This is a genomic window from Leifsonia sp. EB41 (genome assembly GCF_041262565.1).
GTDB lineage: Bacteria > Actinomycetota > Actinomycetes > Actinomycetales > Microbacteriaceae > Leifsonia.
In genome coordinates this window covers 3106492-3125839 of the sequence record NZ_JBGCCJ010000001.1, presented here as the reverse complement: position 1 = coordinate 3125839, position 19348 = coordinate 3106492, and the positions used below count along the sequence as shown (strand labels likewise).

Annotated in this window: 20 protein-coding genes and 1 tRNA gene; 9 read left to right on the top strand and 12 right to left on the bottom strand. The window is 71.9% G+C overall.

Translation table 11 applies throughout. The annotated features are described in order from the left end of the window. The first annotated feature begins 81 nt into the window (after window positions 1-81). The 5 genes from ABH923_RS15515 to ABH923_RS15495 all read left to right on the top strand — a co-directional run bounded on the left by ABH923_RS15515 (window position 82) and on the right by ABH923_RS15495 (window position 5175). Window positions 82-1263 (top strand): ROK family protein, encoded by a 1182-nt coding sequence (locus tag ABH923_RS15515; RefSeq protein WP_370056287.1) that lies wholly within the window; start codon window positions 82-84, stop codon window positions 1261-1263. Window positions 1264-1386: 123 nt separating this feature from the next. After that, window positions 1387-2532, top strand: a complete 1146-nt coding sequence (locus ABH923_RS15510) for a Gfo/Idh/MocA family protein (protein WP_370056286.1) — start codon at window positions 1387-1389, stop codon at window positions 2530-2532. Continuing rightward, window positions 2529-3263, top strand: coding sequence for a ThuA domain-containing protein (locus tag ABH923_RS15505; protein WP_370056285.1), 735 nt, complete (start codon window positions 2529-2531; stop codon window positions 3261-3263). The genes ABH923_RS15510 and ABH923_RS15505 overlap by 4 nt, the downstream gene beginning before the upstream one ends. An 86-nt stretch (window positions 3264-3349) precedes the next feature. Continuing rightward, window positions 3350-4387, top strand: coding sequence for a Gfo/Idh/MocA family protein (locus ABH923_RS15500; RefSeq protein WP_370056284.1), 1038 nt, complete (start codon window positions 3350-3352; stop codon window positions 4385-4387). 35 nt (window positions 4388-4422) lie between these two features. Further along, a complete protein-coding gene (locus tag ABH923_RS15495; protein WP_370056283.1) occupies window positions 4423-5175 on the top strand; it encodes a YqaJ viral recombinase family protein in 753 nt (250 codons plus the stop codon). Here ABH923_RS15495 and ABH923_RS15490 read toward each other — a convergent pair. Beyond that, window positions 5154-5912, bottom strand: a complete 759-nt coding sequence (locus tag ABH923_RS15490) for a DUF998 domain-containing protein (RefSeq protein ID WP_370056282.1) — start codon at window positions 5910-5912, stop codon at window positions 5154-5156. The genes ABH923_RS15495 and ABH923_RS15490 overlap by 22 nt on opposite strands. A gap of 202 nt (window positions 5913-6114) precedes the next feature. Between ABH923_RS15490 and ABH923_RS15485 the strand changes: the two genes are divergently transcribed. After that, window positions 6115-7086 (top strand): NADP-dependent oxidoreductase, encoded by a 972-nt coding sequence (locus ABH923_RS15485; protein WP_370056281.1) that lies wholly within the window; start codon window positions 6115-6117, stop codon window positions 7084-7086. Here ABH923_RS15485 and ABH923_RS15480 read toward each other — a convergent pair. The 8 genes from ABH923_RS15480 to ABH923_RS15445 form a co-directional block, all read right to left on the bottom strand. Then, on the bottom strand, window positions 7067-7618 hold the full coding sequence (locus tag ABH923_RS15480) for a GNAT family N-acetyltransferase (protein WP_370056280.1): 552 nt from the start codon (window positions 7616-7618) through the stop codon (window positions 7067-7069). The two genes, ABH923_RS15485 and ABH923_RS15480, sit on opposite strands and share 20 nt — an antisense overlap. Window positions 7619-7698: 80 nt before the next feature. Then, window positions 7699-8388 (bottom strand): 50S ribosomal protein L1, encoded by a 690-nt coding sequence (rplA, locus tag ABH923_RS15475; RefSeq protein WP_370056279.1) that lies wholly within the window; start codon window positions 8386-8388, stop codon window positions 7699-7701. An 80-nt stretch (window positions 8389-8468) separates the two neighbouring features. After that, entirely contained in the window at window positions 8469-8900 is a 432-nt protein-coding gene (gene rplK / locus ABH923_RS15470) for a 50S ribosomal protein L11 (protein WP_370056278.1), read from the bottom strand. 134 nt (window positions 8901-9034) lie between these two features. Continuing rightward, window positions 9035-9955 (bottom strand): transcription termination/antitermination protein NusG, encoded by a 921-nt coding sequence (gene nusG / locus ABH923_RS15465; protein WP_370056277.1) that lies wholly within the window; start codon window positions 9953-9955, stop codon window positions 9035-9037. A gap of 54 nt (window positions 9956-10009) precedes the next feature. Beyond that, window positions 10010-10282, bottom strand: a complete 273-nt coding sequence (secE, locus tag ABH923_RS15460) for a preprotein translocase subunit SecE (protein WP_185278484.1) — start codon at window positions 10280-10282, stop codon at window positions 10010-10012. 43 nt (window positions 10283-10325) lie between these two features. Next, a tRNA-Trp gene (locus ABH923_RS15455) sits at window positions 10326-10398 on the bottom strand. Window positions 10399-10541: 143 nt separating this feature from the next. Further along, window positions 10542-11213, bottom strand: a complete 672-nt coding sequence (locus ABH923_RS15450) for a LuxR C-terminal-related transcriptional regulator (protein ID WP_370056276.1) — start codon at window positions 11211-11213, stop codon at window positions 10542-10544. 4 nt (window positions 11214-11217) lie between these two features. Continuing rightward, window positions 11218-12420 carry a PspC domain-containing protein gene (locus tag ABH923_RS15445; RefSeq protein ID WP_370056275.1) on the bottom strand — a complete coding sequence of 401 codons (1203 nt, stop codon included), beginning with the start codon at window positions 12418-12420 and terminating at the stop codon, window positions 11218-11220. 115 nt (window positions 12421-12535) lie between these two features. Here ABH923_RS15445 and ABH923_RS15440 point away from each other — a divergent pair, with 115 nt between their 5' ends. From ABH923_RS15440 to ABH923_RS15430, 3 genes are all read left to right on the top strand, one after another. Beyond that, window positions 12536-14077 carry a PspC domain-containing protein gene (locus tag ABH923_RS15440; RefSeq protein ID WP_370056274.1) on the top strand — a complete coding sequence of 514 codons (1542 nt, stop codon included), beginning with the start codon at window positions 12536-12538 and terminating at the stop codon, window positions 14075-14077. Then, window positions 14074-14646 carry a hypothetical protein gene (locus ABH923_RS15435; protein ID WP_370056273.1) on the top strand — a complete coding sequence of 191 codons (573 nt, stop codon included), beginning with the start codon at window positions 14074-14076 and terminating at the stop codon, window positions 14644-14646. The genes ABH923_RS15440 and ABH923_RS15435 overlap by 4 nt, the downstream gene beginning before the upstream one ends. 459 nt (window positions 14647-15105) lie before the next feature. Next, a complete protein-coding gene (locus ABH923_RS15430; protein WP_370056272.1) occupies window positions 15106-16020 on the top strand; it encodes a nucleotidyltransferase family protein in 915 nt (304 codons plus the stop codon). 16 nt (window positions 16021-16036) lie between these two features. Here ABH923_RS15430 and ABH923_RS15425 read toward each other — a convergent pair whose 3' ends face one another. From ABH923_RS15425 to ABH923_RS15415, 3 genes are read right to left on the bottom strand one after another with little or no spacing between them, the layout of a single operon-like run. Then, window positions 16037-17440, bottom strand: coding sequence for a sugar transferase (locus tag ABH923_RS15425; protein ID WP_370056271.1), 1404 nt, complete (start codon window positions 17438-17440; stop codon window positions 16037-16039). Next, the gene (locus ABH923_RS15420) at window positions 17440-18516 is read right to left on the bottom strand and encodes an LCP family protein (protein ID WP_370056270.1); all 1077 of its coding nucleotides are present in this window, start codon (window positions 18514-18516) and stop codon (window positions 17440-17442) included. Before ABH923_RS15420 ends, ABH923_RS15425 begins: the two co-directional genes overlap by 1 nt. Beyond that, window positions 18513-19094, bottom strand: coding sequence for a low molecular weight phosphatase family protein (locus ABH923_RS15415; RefSeq protein ID WP_370056269.1), 582 nt, complete (start codon window positions 19092-19094; stop codon window positions 18513-18515). The genes ABH923_RS15420 and ABH923_RS15415 overlap by 4 nt, the downstream gene beginning before the upstream one ends. Between the last annotated feature and the right edge of the window lie 254 nt (window positions 19095-19348).

Sequence of the window (19348 nt, the reverse complement as noted above, 5' to 3'; positions counted from 1 at the left end):
CTTCTGCCGATTGTCAATCAAAAGTCGTCGCTTCATCGGCGGCCTTTGGACCGCCGACCAGCCCTGTGGTTCAATACGTGCATGACCGACAGTGTCCGGGAGTCCGGCATCGTCGCCGCTGACGCCTCGGAACTCCTGGCGATCCTGCGCGACGGCGTTCCGCGTACTCGCGCGCAGCTCGCCGAGCTCACCGGCCTCGCCCGCTCGACGATCGCGGTGCGCATCGACACGCTCACCGAGTCCGGGCTGGTGGCTCCGGCCGGCGACGATGTCTCGACGGGCGGCCGGCCGCCCGCGCGCATCCGGTTCAACCCCGACTCGCGCGTCGTGCTGGGCGTGGACCTCGGCGCCACCCACGGCGTCGTCGCGCTGGCCGACCTCGCCGGCACGATCACGAGCAGCGAGTCCCGCCGGCTCAGGATCTCCGACGGACCGGAGGCCGTGCTCGACTGGGCACTGGAGACCGCCGAGCGCCTGTACGCCGCGACCGGACGCCCGCTCGGCGACCTGATCGGCGTCGGCGTCGGCGTGCCGGGGCCGGTCGAGCACTCGACGGGCCTCCCGGTCAACCCGCCGATCATGCCCGGCTGGGACCGCTTCGACATCCCGGCCTACATGCGGCGCGTCTTCGATGTGCCCGTGCTGGTCGACAACGACGTGAACCTGCTCGCCCTCGGCGAGCACGCCCTCGCCTGGCCCGACCAGTCGGAGCTGCTCTTCGTCAAGGTCGCCACCGGCATCGGCGCCGGCATCATCAGCGGAGGCCGCCTGCAGCGCGGCGCGCAGGGCTCGGCGGGCGACCTCGGCCACGTGCGCGTTCCGTTCACCAGCGAGACCCCGAGCCACGGCGCCCGCGACGCCGACCTGGAGGCCCTCGCGAGCGGGCCGGCCATCGCGCGCGCGCTCACCGCGGCGGGCATCCCCGCCGAGACCAGCGACGACGTCGTGGCGCTCGCCCGCACCGGCAACGCCGAGGTGCTGCAGGCCATCCGCCAGGCCGGCCGGGACCTGGGCGAGGTCGTCGCGACCTGCGTCAACCTCCTGAACCCCTCGCTCGTCGTCGTCGGCGGCAGCCTGTCGCAGGTCGGCGAGCAGCTCCTCGCCGGGGTGCGGGAGGTCGTCTACCAGCGCTCGACCCCGCTCGCGACCCAGCATCTCACCATCACCCAGTCCCGCTCCGGCGAGACCGGCGGCGCCATCGGGGCGGCCATCATGGTCATCCAGGACACCCTCGGCGTCGCCTCCCCTCCCCTCCCCCGCTGAGCCGCCCGCTCCCTCCACCTCCCGCCGGAAAGGTCGAATCGATTCGACCGGCGAGATCACCGACCACCGACCACCACGACAACGCTCCACCGCACCACGCACACGAACCTCGAAAGGACCGCAGTGACCACCGCATCCACTCCGACCACCCCGCTCCGCGCCGGCGTCGTCGGCCTCGGCTGGGCAGGCCAGCAGCACATGGACGCCTACGCGACGCTCCCCGGCGTCGAGCTCGTCGCCATCGCCGGCATGGAGGACGGCCCGCGCGCCGAGCTCGGCGAGAAGTACGGCGTCACCCGTCGCTACAGCGACTGGCGCGACCTCGTCGCCGACGGCGACCTCGACGTCGTGAGCGTCGCCGTCCCCACCTTCCTGCACGCGCCGATCGCCGTCGGAGCGCTGGAGGCCGGCATCCACGTGCTGAGCGAGAAGCCGATCGCGCGCACCGCCGTCGAGGCGCAGACGATGGTCGACGCCGCCCACCGCTCCGGCCGCGTGCTGGAGGTCGCCTTCAACCACCGCCGCCGCGGCGACATCGAGGCGCTCAAGGCCGCGATCGACGCCGGCCAGATCGGCCGGCCGTACCACGCGCGGGCGGTCTGGCTGCGCCGTGCCGGCATCCCGGCGCTCGGAAGCTGGTTCACCAATCGCGAGATGGCCGGCGGCGGACCCCTGATCGACATCGGCGTGCACGTGCTCGACTACGCGCTGCACTTGTTCGGCGAGCCGCAGGTCACCGCGGTCTCCGCCGTCACCCACTCCGAGCTCGGCACGCGCGGCCGCGGCGGCGCGAAGAGCGACAAGCAGCACGTCGGCTCCGCCTACGAGGTGGAAGACCTCGCCAGCCTGCTGCTGCGCCTGGAGGGCGGCGGGTCCATCGTGCTCGAGACGAGCTGGGCCGCCTACCGTCCCGCCGGCGACGAGTTCGGCATCACCCTCTACGGCACCGAGGGCGGCGCGGACCTCCGCGTGGTCGACTACGCCCCCGCCGGCGAGCTGACCATCTTCACCGGCGAGGGCGAGGAGGTCGAGGACGTCGCAGTGACCGCCGACGCCGGCCGCGGCCACCTCGCCGTGGTCGAGACGTTCCTGGAGCATGTCGCCGATCAGGCGAACTGGTCGCACTGGGACGGCTCGCTCGCCCTCGACCGCGCGCGCGTCATCGACGCGGCCTACGAGTCGGCCCGCCTCGGCGCCGAGGTGCGCCTGAGCCCGGCGACGGCCGGCCTCGACGACACGACCACTACCGAGACCAGCCAGGAGGCATGACCATGACCGCACTCCGTGTGACCGTCTGGAACGAAGGCGTCCACGAGACCACCCAGCCCGACATCGCCGCGATCTACCCCGACGGCATCCACGGCGCGATCGCCGCCGGCCTCACCGAGCTGCTCGGCGAGGAGGTCGTCGTGCGCACGGCGACGCTCGCCGACCCCGAGCACGGCCTGAGCGAGCAGCAGCTCGCCGAGACCGACGTGCTGCTCTGGTGGGGACACATCGCTCACGACCAGGTCTCCGACGAGGTCGTGGAGCGCGTGCGGCAGCACGTCCTCGGCGGGATGGGCCTGATCGTGCTGCACTCCGGGCACTTCTCGAAGATCTTCATCCGGATGCTCGGCACCACCTGCTCGCTGCGCTGGCGCAACCCGGCGGGCGGCGAGCGCGAGCTGGTCTGGAACGTGAACCCCACGCACCCGATCGCCCAGGGCGTCGACCAGCCCATCGTGATCGAGGCGCAGGAGATGTACGGGGAGTTCTTCGACATCCCGACCCCGGACGACCTGGTGTTCATCAGCTCGTTCACCGGCGGCGAGGTGTTCCGCTCGGGCGTGACGTTCACGCGCGGACGCGGCAAGATCTTCTACTTCTCGCCCGGCGACCAGGAGTACCCGGTGTACTTCCACCCGCAGGTGCGCCGCGTCCTCGCCAACGGCGTCCGCTGGGCCGCGCCTGTCGGCGCACGCGCCATCCCCGAGGTCTCCAACCCCCAGCCCGTCTAGCCCGACCATCCACCTGACAGGACACGCCGCCTCCGCACCGTGGGAGGCGGCGTGTCCTGTCAGTTCGTTCGCGGCAGACTGGTCGCATGGTCGACATCACACTGCCCGCTCCTCGCTTCCCCGATCCGGCGGACGCGCCGGCGCTGCGCTGGGGCGTGATCGGCCCCGGCGGGATCGCCGCCGACTTCACCGACGCACTGCACGCGCACACGAGCCAGCGGATGGTCGCCTGCGGCTCCCGCTCGGCCGAGCGGGCCGCAGCGTTCGCGGCGGCGCACGGCGTCGAGCGCGCCCACGACTCGTACGAGGCCCTGGTCGCCGACCCGGACGTGGACGTCGTCTACGTGGCCACGCCGCACAGCGAGCACCTGGAGCACGCCCTCCTCGCCATCGCGGCGGGCAAGCACGTCCTGGTCGAGAAGCCGCTCGCCGCGACCGCGGACCAGGCCAGGCGGATCGCCGCGGCGGCCAGGGAGGCCGGCGTCTTCGCGATGGAGGCGATGTGGACCCGCTACCTGCCGCAGACCGACATCGTGCGTCAGCTCCTCGACGCCGGCGCCCTCGGCGAGGTGCGCGTGGTCACCGCCGACTTCGGCGGGAACGCCCCCTTCGACCCGGCCGGGCGGCTCTGGGACCCTGCCCTGGCCGGCGGCGCCCTCCTCGACCTCGGGGTCTACGTCGTGTCGTGGGCGTCGTTCGCGCTCGGCGCCCCCGCCGGGATCATCGCCACCGGCACGTTGGCCCCGACCGGCGTGGACGAGCAGGTGGCGCTGATCCTCAGCTCGGCCCGCGGCGGCCAGGCGCTGCTCAGCACGGGCCTGCGGGCCGGCACGCCGTCGCTCGCGACCATCTGCGGTTCTGACGCCAGGATCGAGCTGGACAGCCCGTTCTGGGGGCCGAGCGGGCTGCGGGTGGTCGGGTCCGATGGCCGGGTCCGCGCCGAATGGCGCGACCCGTACGGCCGCCCCTACCGCGAGGGGATGTCGTACGAGGCGGCCGCCCTCGCCCGCTACGTCGCCGAGGGCCGCACCGAGTCGCCGCTGCACTCGCTGGACGAGGCCGTGTCGACGCTCGCCACCATCGACGAGGCACGCCGCCAGCTCGGCGCCGCAGGCGTGGGCTGACAGCGTACGTCCCCGGAGCGAGGCAGAATGGACGGGTGTTCGACCGTTCCGCCACCCGCACCGCCGACCTCTACCGGCCGGGCGTCCTGGCGGACCTCGGCCCGAGCTCGTCGGCTCCGGCCCCGCGGCCGGTGGTGCCGGCGGTCCCCGGCGCGACCGGGCATCTGGCGCGAATCGTCGCGTCGTCCAGCGACCGCGTGGGCTGGCTCCGCGCCCGCAGCCGCGGGATCACCGCGACCGACGTCGCCAAGCTGTCCTCCCCGCAGTCGCTCCGCGCGGCCGTCTACGACAAGCTGAACGGCTCCGGGTTCTCCGGCAACGTCTTCACCCAGCACGGCCGCAGCCGGGAGCCGGAGATCGCCGCCTGGGTGGCCGCGACCCACGGCATCCAGCCCTCCGACCTGCTCTTCCACGCCGAACGCGACCGGCGGCACCTCGCGACGCCCGACGGCCTGGTCCTGCGCACCGGCGGCCGGATCGAGCTCGCCGAGATCAAGACCACGAACAAGCCGTTCAACAGCATCCCGCGGCACTACCTCCGGCAGATCTGGTGGCAGCAGTACGTCCTCGGCGCCGAGCGGACGCTGTTCGTCTGGGAGCAGCACGACCGGTTCGTGCCCATCCACGACGAGCCGCAGTGCCAGTGGGTCGACCGCGACGACCGGGAGATCGCCCGGCTCGTGAAGCTGGCCGGCGACCTGATCGACCTCCTGCGCGAGGCGACGGCCCGGCCGGCCGCCCAGGCGGAGCCTCGGACGTTACAGGCTCAGCCGACGATCGCTTCCTGATCCGACTGGTCGGCCTCCGCGGCCTCCGCTGCGTCAGCCGGCGCGCTGCGGTCACCGGCCGGCCCCCGGACCAGAGCAAGAGCGTAGGCCGCCATCCACGCGATCGCGACCGTGGTGCCGACGAGCTCCAGCCACGCCCCGATGTCCGTCGCGACGTGCACCAGCGCGAGCAGTCCGCCCACGATCGTGATGAGCGCGACCGCGACGCAGCTCGCCAGAGACACGCGCGCGACCCGCGGCAGGCCGGAGGCGAACGCGACTTGGAGCATGGCGAAGCACGCCGCCGCGAAGCCGATAACCGCCGACACGGTGTGCACGAGATCCTGCACGGTGGACGCCGGGTCGACCAGCGGGACCGGGCAGTACGCCGTGCAGGTGACCTGCGAGGCCAGGACGAAGCACAGCGCCGCGAAGCCGAGGCTGACGGCGGGAGCCCACCGGTTCAGCGCGCGCACCGACGACCGGACGTGCCCGCTCGCCAGCGCCACCGAGAAACCGCCGGCGGCGATGAGCAGCAGCGCGACCTTGAACGGGACCGCGGTGGAGGCGCCGACCGCACCGAGCTCGCTCACGTAGACCGGGTACGGCACGGTGAGCCTGGCGGCCCAGATGATCGTCAGCCCGCTGAGCACGCACACGGTCCCGATCGCCAGGAGAACGGGCACGGCCCGCTGCCGACCACTGCCGAGCATCGGCAGGGCGAACGGCTGGCGCACGATACGCAGCAGTCGTCGCACAAGGCCTCCTCGGGATGATTCGGGTCGAGGGATTCTAACCGGACCATCCCTGCGAACGTCCTGAGCCGGGCCGGAGCAACCTGAGCGGACCGGGAAACAGACTGTTCACACGCGGTGACCCGCCCGAAACACCCGCGACCCCTCCGCGCGTTTGACTGGGAGCAGCCGCACCGTTCGCGGCGACGCGACGAGGGGATCACGAATGCCGAACACGATGCGCGCCGCGCTCCTCGACGCGGCGGGCGACCCGGACGCCCTCCGGATCGGCGAGGCCCCGACCCCCGACCGGGTGAACGCGGAGTTCCTGGTCAAGGTCGTCGCGGCGGGCGTGAACCCGCTCGACGCGTCCACCCGGTCGGGCAGCGGCGCGTTCGGCGCCATCCACAGCTTCCCGGCCGTGCTCGGCCACGACTTCAGCGGCGTGGTCGTGGAGTCACCGTTCGCCGCCCATCCGCTGCGCCCGGGCGACGAGGTCTTCGGGATGGTGATGGTCCCCCGCTTCGGAGGCAGCTACGCCGAGTACGTCTCCGTGCCCAGCGTGAGCCTCGTCCGCAAGCCGGCGACCCTCTCGCATATCGAGGCAGCAGCGGCCCCGCACGCGGCGCTGACGGCGTGGGGGATGGTGGTGGAGCTGGCCAAGGCGCACGAAGGCCAGCGGGTGCTCGTGCACGCGGGAACCGGCGCCGTCGGGCACTTCGCGATCCAGTTCGCCGCCTACTTCGGCGCCCACGTGATCGCCACGACGCCAAGCGCGAACCACGCCTGGCTGCGCTCGCTCGGCGCCGCCGAAGTGGTGGACGAGGACGCCACCGGCTACGACCCCACCCGGCTCGGCGACACCGTGGACGTCGTGATCGACCCGGCCCCGGACACCGAGCGCGCCACCCGCGCGCTCGCCCTCATCCGGCCGGGCGGCCTCCTCGTGCTGGACGCCCCCGCCGGCGTCGAGCCCGGGCTGGCCGAGGCCGCCGGCGCCGCGGGGGTGCGTACGACCGGCTACACCGGCGCGCCGGACGGGAGCACGCTCGCCGTCATCGCGCGCCTCCTGGAGACGGGGAGCGTCCGCGTGCACGTCGACCGGATCTTCCCGCTGGACGAGATCGCGGAGGCCCACTGGGCGCTCGAGCACGAGCACACCAAGGGCGCGATCGTGATCAAGGTCGCGGAGGGCTGACCAGCTCGCGCTCCATCACCCAGTCGTCCTCCAGCCGGTCCCCGACCAGGAAACGCTTGGAGCCGACGCGCTCGAACCCGTGCTTGCCGTAGAACCGCTGGGCCCGCGCGTTCTCCTCGTTCACGCCGAGCCAGATCCCCGCCGCGCCGGCCGCGGCCGCAGCGGCCAGGCTTGCCTCCATCAGGCGCCCGGCGACGCCCTCGCCGTGGTGACCGGGGAGGACGTAGCACTTGCTGAGCTCGGCGGTCGGGCGCACCCGGACCGCGGCCCGCACGTCGGCGTCGGCCGGCTCGCCGAGGTTCACCATCGTGTAGCCGATCACGGACCCGTCGTCGCTCTCGGCCATGAGCAGCCGCCGCGCCGGGTCGACCGTGTACTCGCCGAATCGCTCCGCCGAGAGCACGGCCGCGATGAAGGCGGCCTTGGCCTCGTCCGTGGTGTGCGGCGGGCACGCGAGCGGGAAGGTCACGGCTGCGACCTCCGCTAGCGCCTCCGCGTCCGCGGCGGTCGCAGGACGGATCTGGACGGTCATCCCGCCAGCGTAATGCCCTTCGGACACGCAGAACGGGCCGGTCACCCTGAGGTGACCGGCCCGTTCCTACGCGTGTGCGATCAGATCGCGTTGACGTCCAGCGGGATGCCGGGGCCGAACGTGGTCGACACGGCGCCCTTCTGGATGTAGCGGCCCTTCGAAGCGGACGGCTTGAGACGGACGACCTCGTCGAGGGCGGCCTTGATGTTCTCGTCGAGCTGCTCGGCGGTGAAGCCGGCCTTGCCGACCACGAAGTGGACGTTGGCGTGCTTGTCGACGCGGAACTCGATCTTTCCGCCCTTGATGTCGGAGACGGCCTTCGCGACATCCGGGGTGACCGTGCCGGTCTTCGGGTTCGGCATCAGGCCGCGCGGGCCGAGCACCTTGCCGAGACGGCCGACCTGGCCCATGAGCTCCGGGGTGGAGACGGCCGAGTCGAAGTCGGTGTAACCGCCGGCGACCTTCTCGATCAGGTCGCTGCCGCCGACCTCGTCGGCGCCCGCGGCGATCGCGGCCTCAGCGGCCGGACCCGTCGCGAACACGATGACGCGCGCGGTCTTGCCGGTACCGTGAGGAAGAATGACGGTACCGCGGACCATCTGGTCCGCCTTGCGCGGGTCCACACCGAGCTTCAGCGCGACCTCGACGGTCGAGTTGAACTTGGCGGAACCGGTCTCCTTCGCGAGGGTGACGGCCTCGGTGGGGGTGTAGAACTTGCCGGCTTCGATCTTGTCGACCGCGGCCCGGTAGGCCTTGGACTTCTGTGCCATGAGATTTCTCCTAACGAGAATGTGGTGCGAGCCTGGCCGGCTCTGCCACGGTGATGTCTGGGGTGACGGGGAGGTCGGGCTTACGCCTCGACCGTGATGCCCATCGAACGGGCGGTGCCTGCGATGATCTTCGACGCCGCGTCGAGGTCGTTGGCGTTGAGGTCGACCATCTTCTGCTCGGCGATCTCGCGCACCTGTGCCTGGGTCAGCTTGCCGACCTTGGTGGTGTGCGGCACGCCGGAGCCCTTGGGGACGCCCGCGGCCTTCTTGATCAGCTCAGCGGCCGGCGGGGTCTTCAGGATGAACGTGAACGAACGGTCCTCGTAGACGGTGATCTCCACGGGGATGACGTTGCCGCGCTGGGCCTCGGTCGCCGCGTTGTACGCCTTGCAGAACTCCATGATGTTCACGCCGTGCTGACCCAGGGCCGGGCCGATCGGCGGGGCCGGGTTGGCGGCGCCGGCCTTGATCTGAAGCTTGATCAGACCGGTGACCTTCTTCTTCGGTGCCATGTCTCTTCCTTCTTTGTGTATTCGAGCACGTGGGCGTCACGCCCGCGTCGCTCTCCCGGTTTCTCGGCCCTTCCGAGACCCGGTGAGTGTGAAATCTGTGTGTGGAAACTGGGGGATGCCCTGAATGATTCCCGTCAGAGCTTCGTGACCTGGTCGAAGCTGAGCTCGACCGGGGTCTCGCGCTCGAAGAGGGAGACGAGCACGGTGAGCTTGCCGCTCTCCGGCTTGATCTCGCTGATCGAGCCAGGCAGGCCCGCGAACGAGCCTTCCTTGATGGTGATGGTCTCGCCGATCTCGAAGTCGACCTCGGCCGGGATGACCCGCGCGGTGGTCTTCTGACCCTTCGCGGCGCCCTTGGCCGGAGCCTGCTCGATCTGCACGAGGCTCTTGAGCATCGAGAAGGCCTCTTCGAACCGCAGCGGGGTCGGGTTGTGCGCGTTGCCGACGAAGCCGGTGACGCCGGGGGTGTGGCGGACGACGGACCAGCTGTCCTCGTTGAGGTCCATGCGCACCAGCACGTAGCCGGGGATGCGCACGCGGTTGACCATCTTGCGCTGGCCGTTCTTGATCTCGACCACGTCCTCCATCGGGACCTGGACCTCGAAGATGAAGTCCTCCATGTTCATGGAGACCATGCGGTTCTCGATGTTGGACTTCACGCGGCGCTCGAAGCCGGCGTAGGAGTGGATGACGTACCACTTGCCGAACTTGGCGCGCAGCTCGGCGCGGAACTCCTCGTACGGGTCGCTCGCGGCCTCGTCCTCGTCCTCGACGGCCTCCTGGGCCGCTTCGGCCTCCTCGGAGGAGTCGACCTCGAGGGCCTCGTCGACGGCGCGGTCGGCCTCGGGGTCGACGGCCTCGGCCATCGCGTCGAGGACAGCGTCCAGATCGATCTCGGTGCCGTCCTCGGCGACGATGTGCAGCGCCTCGTGCTCGGCGGGGTCGGACGACTCCTCGTCGCGCTCCAGGACATTGCCCGTCTGCGCCTCGTCGTCTTCGGAGGACTGCTCGGCAGCGGTCGCCCAGTCGACGTCGTCGCGGTTCGTCTCAGACACTGAATTCATTCCATTTCTGTCGGTATGGCCGTGCGGCCGGTCGGGAGGAGCGGATTACTTCGGATTACCGAAGACCCACACCACACCGAGACCGAACACCCAGTCGAGCAGGGACACGATCGCCATCATGATCACCACGAAGACGAGCACGACGCCGGTGTAGCTCAGGAGCTCCTTGCGCGTCGGCGTGACGACCTTCTTGAGCTCGCCGATGACCTGCCGGATGAACAGGGCGATCCGCGCGAAGGGGTTGCGCCTCGCAGCGCGCTCCTTCTTGGCGTTGGCGACGACTTCCTCGCTCGGTTCGTCGATTACCTTTCGGGCCACCTCGTTACACCTTTCGTGGACCGGCATCCGGGATGCCGGTTTGCAGGGCGGACAGGAATCGAACCTGCAACCTGCGGTTTTGGAGACCGCTGCTCTGCCAATTGAGCTACCGCCCTAGGGATCGTGAACCCGAAAACCCTCCTGGCATACATGAAAATAGGCGCAGAAAAGCTTGGCGGATTCAACCACCGCCACCAAGTGTACGGGACGCCGCGCCCCTCGCAAAAACGCGGCAGCCGCTTGACAACACGCACCTCGCTCAGAGGAGCTTGCGCTCCAGCGCCCACGCGGTGAGCTCGTGACGCGAGGAGAGCTGGAGTTTGCGCAGCACAGCCGAGACGTGGGTCTCGACGGTCTTGACCGAGATGAAGAGCTCGGCCGCGACCTCCTTGTAAGCGTAGCCCCGCGCGATCAGCCGCATGACCTCCCGCTCGCGCGCCGAGAGCCGGTCGAGCTCGTCCGTGGTCTCGGCCTGCTCCCCCGCCGCCGCGCCGAACGCGTCGAGCACGAAGCCCGCGAGCTTCGGCGAGAAGACGGCGTCACCGCCCGCGACGGCCACGACCGCGTCGCTGACCTGACGCCCGGAGCTGCCTTTGGTGAGGTAGCCGCGGGCCCCGCCGCGGATGACGCCCACGACATCCTCCGCCGCGTCCGAGACGCTGAGCGCGAGGAAGCGCGTGCGCTGGTGCTCTGCCGCGGTGCGACGGAGCACTTCCGCGCCGCCGCCGCCCGCGCCGCCCGGCAGGTGCACGTCGAGCAGCACGACGTCCGGGTGCGTGCGCAGGATCGCCTCCACGGCGCCGTCGACGTCCTGCGCCTCGGCCACGACGCGGAGGCGGTCGTCCAGGTCGGAGCGGAGGCCCGAGCGGAAGATCGAGTGGTCGTCGACGATCACGACCGTGATCGCGCCGGAGGCTGTGTCGTCGGTCATGGTCTCATTCTCGCTCGGCGGGCAGTTCGACGGTCAGGTGGATCTCGGTGCCGGTGTCCCGCGACGTGACCGTGGCGTGGCCTCCCGCCCGGCGCATCCGGCCGACGATCGACTCGCGCACGCCCAGTCGGCCCTCCGGCAGCGCGGCGATGTCGAAGCCGGGACCGCGGTCGCGGACGAACACGTCGGCCGTCCCCGCGCCGGACTCCACATACACGGAGACGTCGCCGCCTGCATGTCTGGCCGCGTTGAGCATCGCCTCCCGCGCGGCGGCCGCCAGCTCGGCAGGCGCGCGGAGCACGGGCTCGCCCACGCTCACGACGTCGAAGTGGACGGCGTGGTCGACCTCCAGCGCCGCCGCCACCTCGCGAAGCTCCGTCGCGAGGTCGGAGTCCTCCGGTGCGACGCCGTCCGCCCCCTCCGCGTAGAGCCAGTCGCGCAGCTCACGCTCCTGGGCACGCGCGATCCGGCCGACCTCACTGGAGGCTCCCGCACGGTTCTGGATGAGGGCGAGCGTCTGCAGCACGGAGTCGTGGAGGTGCGCGGCCATCTCGGCGCGCTGCTCCTCACGGACGCGCGCGGTCCGCTCGGCGATCAGCTCACGCCAGAGCCGCAGCGCCCACGGGGCGACCAGGACCGCCGCGCCCGCGAAGGTGGCGCCGATGATGGCGAGCCAGAGGTACCCCGAGGAGCGCCCTGCCTGCATCCCGCTGAGAACGAGAGCCAGCGCGACGAGGAACCCGCCGGCGGCGAGGCGGAACGTCGCGGGCGCGAGCGGGGACGGGGCGAGGCTCTGGTCGTCCACGAGCTGATCCCAGACGACGGCCGCGACCAGCAGCAGGACCGACGTGAGCACGGCGCCGAACGCGGAGCCCTGCGCGTCCGCTGCGACCATCACGATGGCGGCGACCCCAGCGGCGGCGCCGACCCCGGCGAGCACCCACGGCACATTCACCCGGCGGGTGACCCGGTCGTCCGGATCGTCCGGGGTCGCGGCGCGCAGCGGCGTCAGCGCCCAGAGCCACAGGTAGAACAGCACGCCCGCGCCGCCGATCAGGGCCGTGCCGACGAAGATCCAGCGCACGGCGACCAGCGGCCAGCCGAGGTGGTCGGCCAGAGCGACGCTCACCCCGCCGACCAGGCAGTCGCGCGGGCGCGCGAGCGGAGGGCGCGGGGTGCGCCCTCGGGTCGCGGGAGTGGAGGCCATACCTGGAATCCAAGCAGAACCGGTCCCTCCCGCACAGCGCGAGAGGCGGGAATCAGGGTGCGGTCAGGGTGTCCCCCGATAGCGACCCGGCGTCGCCGCGCGCCACGATCGAGTCATGGTGAACGACAGCACGACCCCTCCCCCGCCGGACGGCTCCGCGGCCGGCTCCGCCGCCGGCGGCACGCAGGCCCCGTACGGCGGCCCGCAGACCGGTCTCTCCGGCCGCGGCACCCGCTTCTTCGACTGGATGCGCAGCCTCGGCGTCACACGCTCGGACGGCTGGATCGGCGGCGTCTGCGCGGGCATCGCGTACCGCATCGGGATCGATCCCCTCATCGTCCGCGGCATCCTGGTCGTGGCCGCGCTGCTCGGCGCGCCCGCCATCCTGTTCTACGCCGTCGCCTGGGCGCTGCTGCCGGACACGGACGGCCGCATCCACCTGCAGCGACTCTTCGAGGGCGAGTTCGAGCCGCCGATGGTCGCGATCGGGGTGCTCGTCGTCCTTTCGCTCCTCCCGTGGTCGGACGGGGTGTGGTGGTTCGGTCGCGATCCTGGCTGGGGGGACGCGGTCGGGCGGATCGTCTGGACGCTGATCGTCCTGGCGGCCGCCACCACGCTGATCGTCTTCGCCGGGCGCCGGGCGGACCGCCAGTCGTGGAACGGGAGTGCGGGACGCGCGGCGACGGCCGAGCAGGCGCCTCCGCCCGCTGCTGCGCCGTCCGCCGCAGCAGCCGCCGCGACCAACGCCGCCGCCCCCGCGACGCCCACCGTCGCCACAGCCGCAGAGCCGACCGCGCCTCCCGCGCCCGGCTCCGGAGCCGGCGAGCAGGAGGTCACCGACTGGCGCGCCCGCCAGGCGCAGTGGAAGACCGAGCACGACGAGTGGAAGCAGCGGCTCTCCGAGGACATGCGCACGGTGAAGGCGCAGCGCTCGGCCCAGCTCCGGGCGCAGGCGGCCGCCGCGAACGCAGACGCCGAGGCCCGGCGCGTGGCCTACCGTGCGGCGAACCCGCGGGTCGGCGCTGCCATCGGCTGGCTGTCGGTGGGGCTGGCGCTCGTCGCCGGCGCTCTCGCCGGGGCGCTCTGGGGACCGCTCACCGGCCTGCCCGGTTACGCCCTGACGGCCTCCCTCGCCGCGGCGACACTGGTCTTCGGGATCACGATCCTGATCGCGGGGATCGCCCGCCGCCGCAGCGGCTTCCTGATCTTCCTCGGCATCCTGCTCGCGGCGCTCACCGTGCTGGCCGCACTGCTGCCGACCTCGCCGGCGGTCCGCCTGGACGCGAGCGTCACAGCGGGGAGCACCCTCTCTGCGACCCCGGCCGGGAGCGCGAACTACCTCCAGGCCCTCGGCGACACGACGATCGACCTCACGAAGGCCGTTGCGGCCCCCGGCACGCCCGTGGTGAACCTCGCCAAGGGCCCAGGGCCGACCACGGTGATCGTCCCCGTGGACGCCACGGTCCGCGTGGAGACGGCGACCGTCTCCGCCGTGACGGTGACGGACCCCTCGGGCGGCGACCAGGTGCACCGCTGCGACCCCGGGCCGTTCGGCGGATGCTCCACGGACCTCGTGGTCGGACCGGCAGGGACCCCGGAGGCCATCGTCCGCGTCGCGCAGATCGACGCGGTCCACGTCGAGCGAGTCCAGAAGTGAACGAGAGCGAGAACGAGATGCCCACGAACGCCGACCAGCCGACCGACGACGTGACCGCCCAGCAGCCCGCACAGGCATCGACACCGACGCCGACACCGGCCGCCGCCGGGTCCGACGAGGCGGAGACCCTGGTGATCCCAATCGCGTCCGACACGGCGGAGACGGCCGACACGCTCGTAATCCCGGCGGCGGAGCGGCAGGCCTCCTCCGCGGCCGCCGACCCGGCGACCGCGCCCACGTCGGCGGCCGCAGCGCCGCCCGCCGCCCCCGCCGAGCCCTGGCTCTCCGAAGCGCCCTACGTGTTCCCTGTGCGCCCGACGCCCTCCGGCCCGCCGCCCGTGCGCTGGGGCGGGATCGTCTGGGGCATCCTGATCATCCTGCTCGCCGCCACCGTCCTGGTGGTCGTCTCCTCGCCCGTGCGCCTCGCCGGCATCACCGTGTGGCTCGCGACGCTCTCCCCCGGCGGCGCCGTCGCCGTGTGGATCGCCGCCCTCGGGATCGTCATCGTCGTCTCGGCGCTGCTCGGCGCGATCAGCGCCGCCCAGCGCAACCGACGCCGTCGGGTCTGACCGACGAAGAAGAGGTGCCGGCCGCTCAACCCGAATAAGCGGGCCGGCACCCGGGGTGGACGTCGTCACGCACTGGGACGCAGGACGTTCAGCCACCCACTGGCGGCGCGGCTCCGGGTACCCGTACCGGAAGCGGCGACCGCAGACCTCAAGTAAGCCGGATGCGGAAGGCCCCGATCCCGGCCGTTCCCGGAATCCTGCGGCAGCGGCACATCAGGATCACCTGAGCGCTCACCTCGCGCACCGGAAATCCGGGAATCCCACGGGAGCGGCTGCGTCCCATATCCACGGTTCGCGAACGCCGGCGGCGCACCGAGTCAGGTGACTATGGGTGGGGAAGAGCCGCGGGCGGCCCCGCCCTCGCGCCCGGGCGCCGCGGATTCCCGGGCGACGCGGGACGCGGCCGGCCACGTCGGCCTCCCCCAACGATCGCCCATCGGCAGACCTGGAGTGAAAAGCATGGTGAAACCGGCCAGCGTCCCGTCCGGCCCTCCGGCGGTCCCCGACCCGACGCTGCTGCTCACCGCCGCCGTCTCCCGGCTGGCCGCCTCGATCGGCGTCCGGCTGCTCGTCATCAAAGGGATCGCCGCGGACCAGTACGGGCTCCGCCCCGCCCACCTCAGCAGCGATGTCGACGTGCTCGTGACCCACGACGACTACGCCACCCTCCTCGCCGAGCTGGAGCGGCGTGGCTGGCGCCGGCGGGCGCACGACCCGGACACGGACACCTTCCCCGTCCACAGCGCGAGCATGTTCCACCCGGAGTGGGCCGCCGACATCGACGTCCACTTCCGCTATCCGGGCCTGGAGTTCGACGGCGAGGTCTTCGGGCCGATCTGGGCGCAGCGCACGACCATGTGGTGCGGCAACCAGCCGATCTGCATCCCGGGGCTCGTCGACGCGATCATGATCGGCGCCGTCCACGCGATCCGGTCGCGCTTCTCCCGGCGGCACCGCGTCGAGCTCGACTTCCTCGTCGGACGCTGCTCCGATCTGGACGTCACGCTCCTGCTCGAACGCGCAGACGAGCTCGGCGCCCTCGCGACGGCCCGACCGTTCCTGGAGCGGCTGAAGCCCTTCGACGCGGAGTACGACTGGGGCGAGGCCTCCGCCGAGTGGCGGCTGCGCACGGAGTTCCCCGAGGCCTCCCAGCGGCGGGCCCTGCTGTGGAAGCAGGCGACACCCCGCGAGCGCCTCGCCAAGCTCCGCCTCGCGCTCTTCCCGCCGACCTCCGCGCTCGTGAAGGAGACCACTGCGACGACGCTCGGTCCCGTCCAGCTCGCCGGCCGTTACCTCCGCCGCTGGGGCCGCGGCGTGCGAGCCCTCCCGAAGGCTCTCGCGGTGCTGCGCGCGAGCGGCCGGCGGCGCCCATGACGACGCGCGGCCGGTGTCAGTACGCCCCGTTCGGGCGCAGCACCACGCCGACCGTCTGGAAGAGGATCTGGAGGTCTCCCGCCACCGTCCAGTTCTCCACGTAGAAGAGGTCGAGCCGCACGCCCTGCTCCCAGGACAGGTCCGAGCGCCCGCTCACCTGCCAGAGCCCGGTCATCCCCGGCTTGACGATGTGCCTGCGGTGGCTGTCCCTGTCGTACTCCGCCACCTCGGACGGCAGCCCCGGCCGCGGCCCGACGAGGCTCATCTCGCCCTTGAGGACGTTCCAGAGCTGCGGCAGCTCGTCGATCGATGTGCGGCGCAGGAACCTGCCGACGCGGGTGACACGCGGATCGTCCTTGATCTTGAACAGCGGTCCCGCGCCTTCGTTCCTGTGCTGCAGGTCCGCGACCTCCTCCTCCGCGTTCACCCGCATTGTCCGGAGCTTCACGATGCCGAAGGGGTTGCCGTCGCGGCCGACCCGCGACTGCCGGAAGAAGGCCGGCCCCGGGCTGTCGAGCCGGATCACGATGACGCAGACGACGATGATCGGCAGGAGCAGCGTCAGCGCGACGGCGCTCAGCACGATGTCGAACACGCGTTTCGCCCGTCGCCGCGTGATCGAGCGGTCGGCCGGCGCGACCTCGACGATGGGGAGCCGGTCGATCGGGAAGTACTCGGCGCGCGGCGCGGCGAGCTCCGGCACGTCGACGGAGAGCCAGACCACGGCGCCCGCGCCCTCGACGTCCCAGAGGAGCTGGCGGACGTTGGCGCCGTCGCGCTCCTCGGTCAGGACGATGATGTCGATCCGATGCCGCTCGACGAGCTCGCGCAGATACGGGCCGCGTGCGTTCTCGATGCCGGTCGTCGCGACGACGTCGACCGCGACCCGCGCCGCCCGCTCCGCGAAGACCGCAGCGAGCTCCGCCACCCGTTCCGGCGTGCCGACGACGAGCGCACGCCGGATGTAGCGGCCCCGCACGCGGTGCGCGTAAATCCACCACCGGCAGACGAAGCGCACGGCGATCAGGCCGAGGAGGCCGAACGGCATCGCGAACGCGAGGTAGGCGCGCGAGAGGTCGAGCTGGAGCACGAGGGAGGCGACCGCGAGGAGGGCGACGAGCCAGACGGTCGCGCGGACCGGGGGCACGTACGACGGGCCGTTGAGGCGTTTCGGCCACGACTCGTACCCGCTGAGCATCGCGAGGATGACGAGCCAGATCACCCCGATCAGGATCGAGACCATCACGTACGAGGTGTCGAGCGGCCCCATGCGGAACGGGTCGTTGCGATTCCCGAAGCGTGCAAGGTGTGCCGTGGCGAGGACGCCGCCGACGACGAGCGCGTCCGCCAGGACGAGCGTGCGGGCGGCGCGCAGCCGGCCGGTCAGCGTCTGCGGGCGTTGTGAGTCTGTGCGGACCATCAGTTCCTTCCATCGCCGAGCGCGCCGCGTTTCAGCGTCGGTATGACGTCGTCGGCGGCGAGCGCCTTTCTGAGGACCTCGACGCGCGTCTCGTCGACGCGCACAATCGACTGCCCGCCCGGCGACGTCCCCGTCCCCGCGGTGGGCAGCGTGAGGGTGTGGATCGCGTCGGGCGTCAGGCCGTGGAAGCTGAGCGCGAGCGACGCGGCGGCGGACGCGGTCAGCCCCTCGTCCACCGCGACATACCGGGCGAGCGTCGTGATCGCGGATTGCGTCCTGCCCGGATCGGTCAGGGTCTGAGCGCTGATGAAGCCCTGGAGCATCCCTCGGACGAACGCCTGCTGGTTGCGCACGCGCTGATAGTCGGCGTCGGGGAACGAGTACCGCTCGCGGACGAAGGCCAGGGCGGCCGACCCCTCGAGCCGGTTCTCGCCCTTCTCGAAGCTGTAGCCGGGCATGTTCTTGGACGTGAACGCTTTGTCGGACCAGACCTTCACACCGCCGAGAGCAGTGGAGAGATCGCCGAACCCTCCGAAGTCGACGACCGCCACGTGGTCGATCCGCGCACCCAGGAGTCCTTCGACCGTCTGAACCGTCAGCGGCACGCCGCCCCAGCTGTAGGCGGCGTTGATCTTGTTCTCGCCGTGGCCCGGGATCGGGACCCAGAGGTCGCGCATCAGCGAGACGACGACGACCCCGGAACGGTCCGCGGGGATGTGGACCAGCATGAGCGTGTCGGAGCGCTCGCCGGTCGCCCAGCCCGACAGCGGATCGTGGAGCCCGCTGCGGGAGTCCGATCCGATGAGCAGGAAGTTGGTCGTCCCCGCGACGGCCGGCGGACGCCCTGACCCGTCCGGGAACGCGTTCGGGATACGCTCGACCGTCCCGTCGAACGACCACCCCAGCCAGAGCAGGTACCCGCCGAGGAGGGCCACCGGCAGCACGATGACGAGGGCGGCGGCGGTGACCCAGATCCAGACGCGTCGCCGCCGTCTGCGCTCGGAGCGACGCCGCCCCTGCCTGCGCCCGGATGCCACTGAAGGCTGCGGGTCGTCGCCGCCCCCGGGCGTCGTCACGCGGACTCTCGCATGCCGGCCAGGATGTCGATCGCCGGGACGAGCCGGCGCGCCATCGTGTCGAACGCCTCGTCCGGCCGGCCGTACGGGTCGTCGATGTCGTCGTCTCTGCGCGGCGGGAGGAGGCCGTGGCGGCGGGCGTCCACGGCGCGGTCGGTGAGCGCTCGCCACCGATGCGGATCGCCGGGGTCGCCGTCCCCGGCGAAGCCCTCGATCGCGCGTGCGAACTCCAGCAGCGTGAACGTCCGGGAGAAGGCGCCGGGGTCGAGGGCGGTGACCCGCGTCGCGTGCTCCTGGGTCAGAGCGAGGACGAGGTCGGAGCCGGCGATCGTCGCCTCGGTGAGCTGGCTGGCCACGAAACCGTCCGGGTCGCCGCCGAACGCGCGGACGCGGGGGCGCGTCTGCGACGAGATCGAGCGTCCGACGACCGCCCGCGTTCCCGCGCTCCGGACGACCACGCCCTCCCCCGCTCCACCGGCGGAGGGCGGCAACCGGGCGGTGAGGAGCCGTTCGGCCATCGCCGACCGGCAGATGTTGCCGGTGCACACGAACAGGACGGAGAACCCGCTCCCGGGCATCAGGCCTCCCCTCAGTCGATGCCGCGGCGGGGAACGCCGCGGTCGCAGACGCAGACGGACATGATCACCCCGCCGACGTCGCCGCTCCCGCGGCAAGGAGGCGACAGCGCTCATCCCGCGTCCTTCTTCACCCGAAGAATCGGCCGCGTGTCGGATCACACAGGTAAAACATCACCCGATCGCCGCGGCGCCGAGCGCGAGGCCCGCAGCGACCCCTCGGCCGGGCCCGCGCCGATACTGGGTCTTTCCGACCG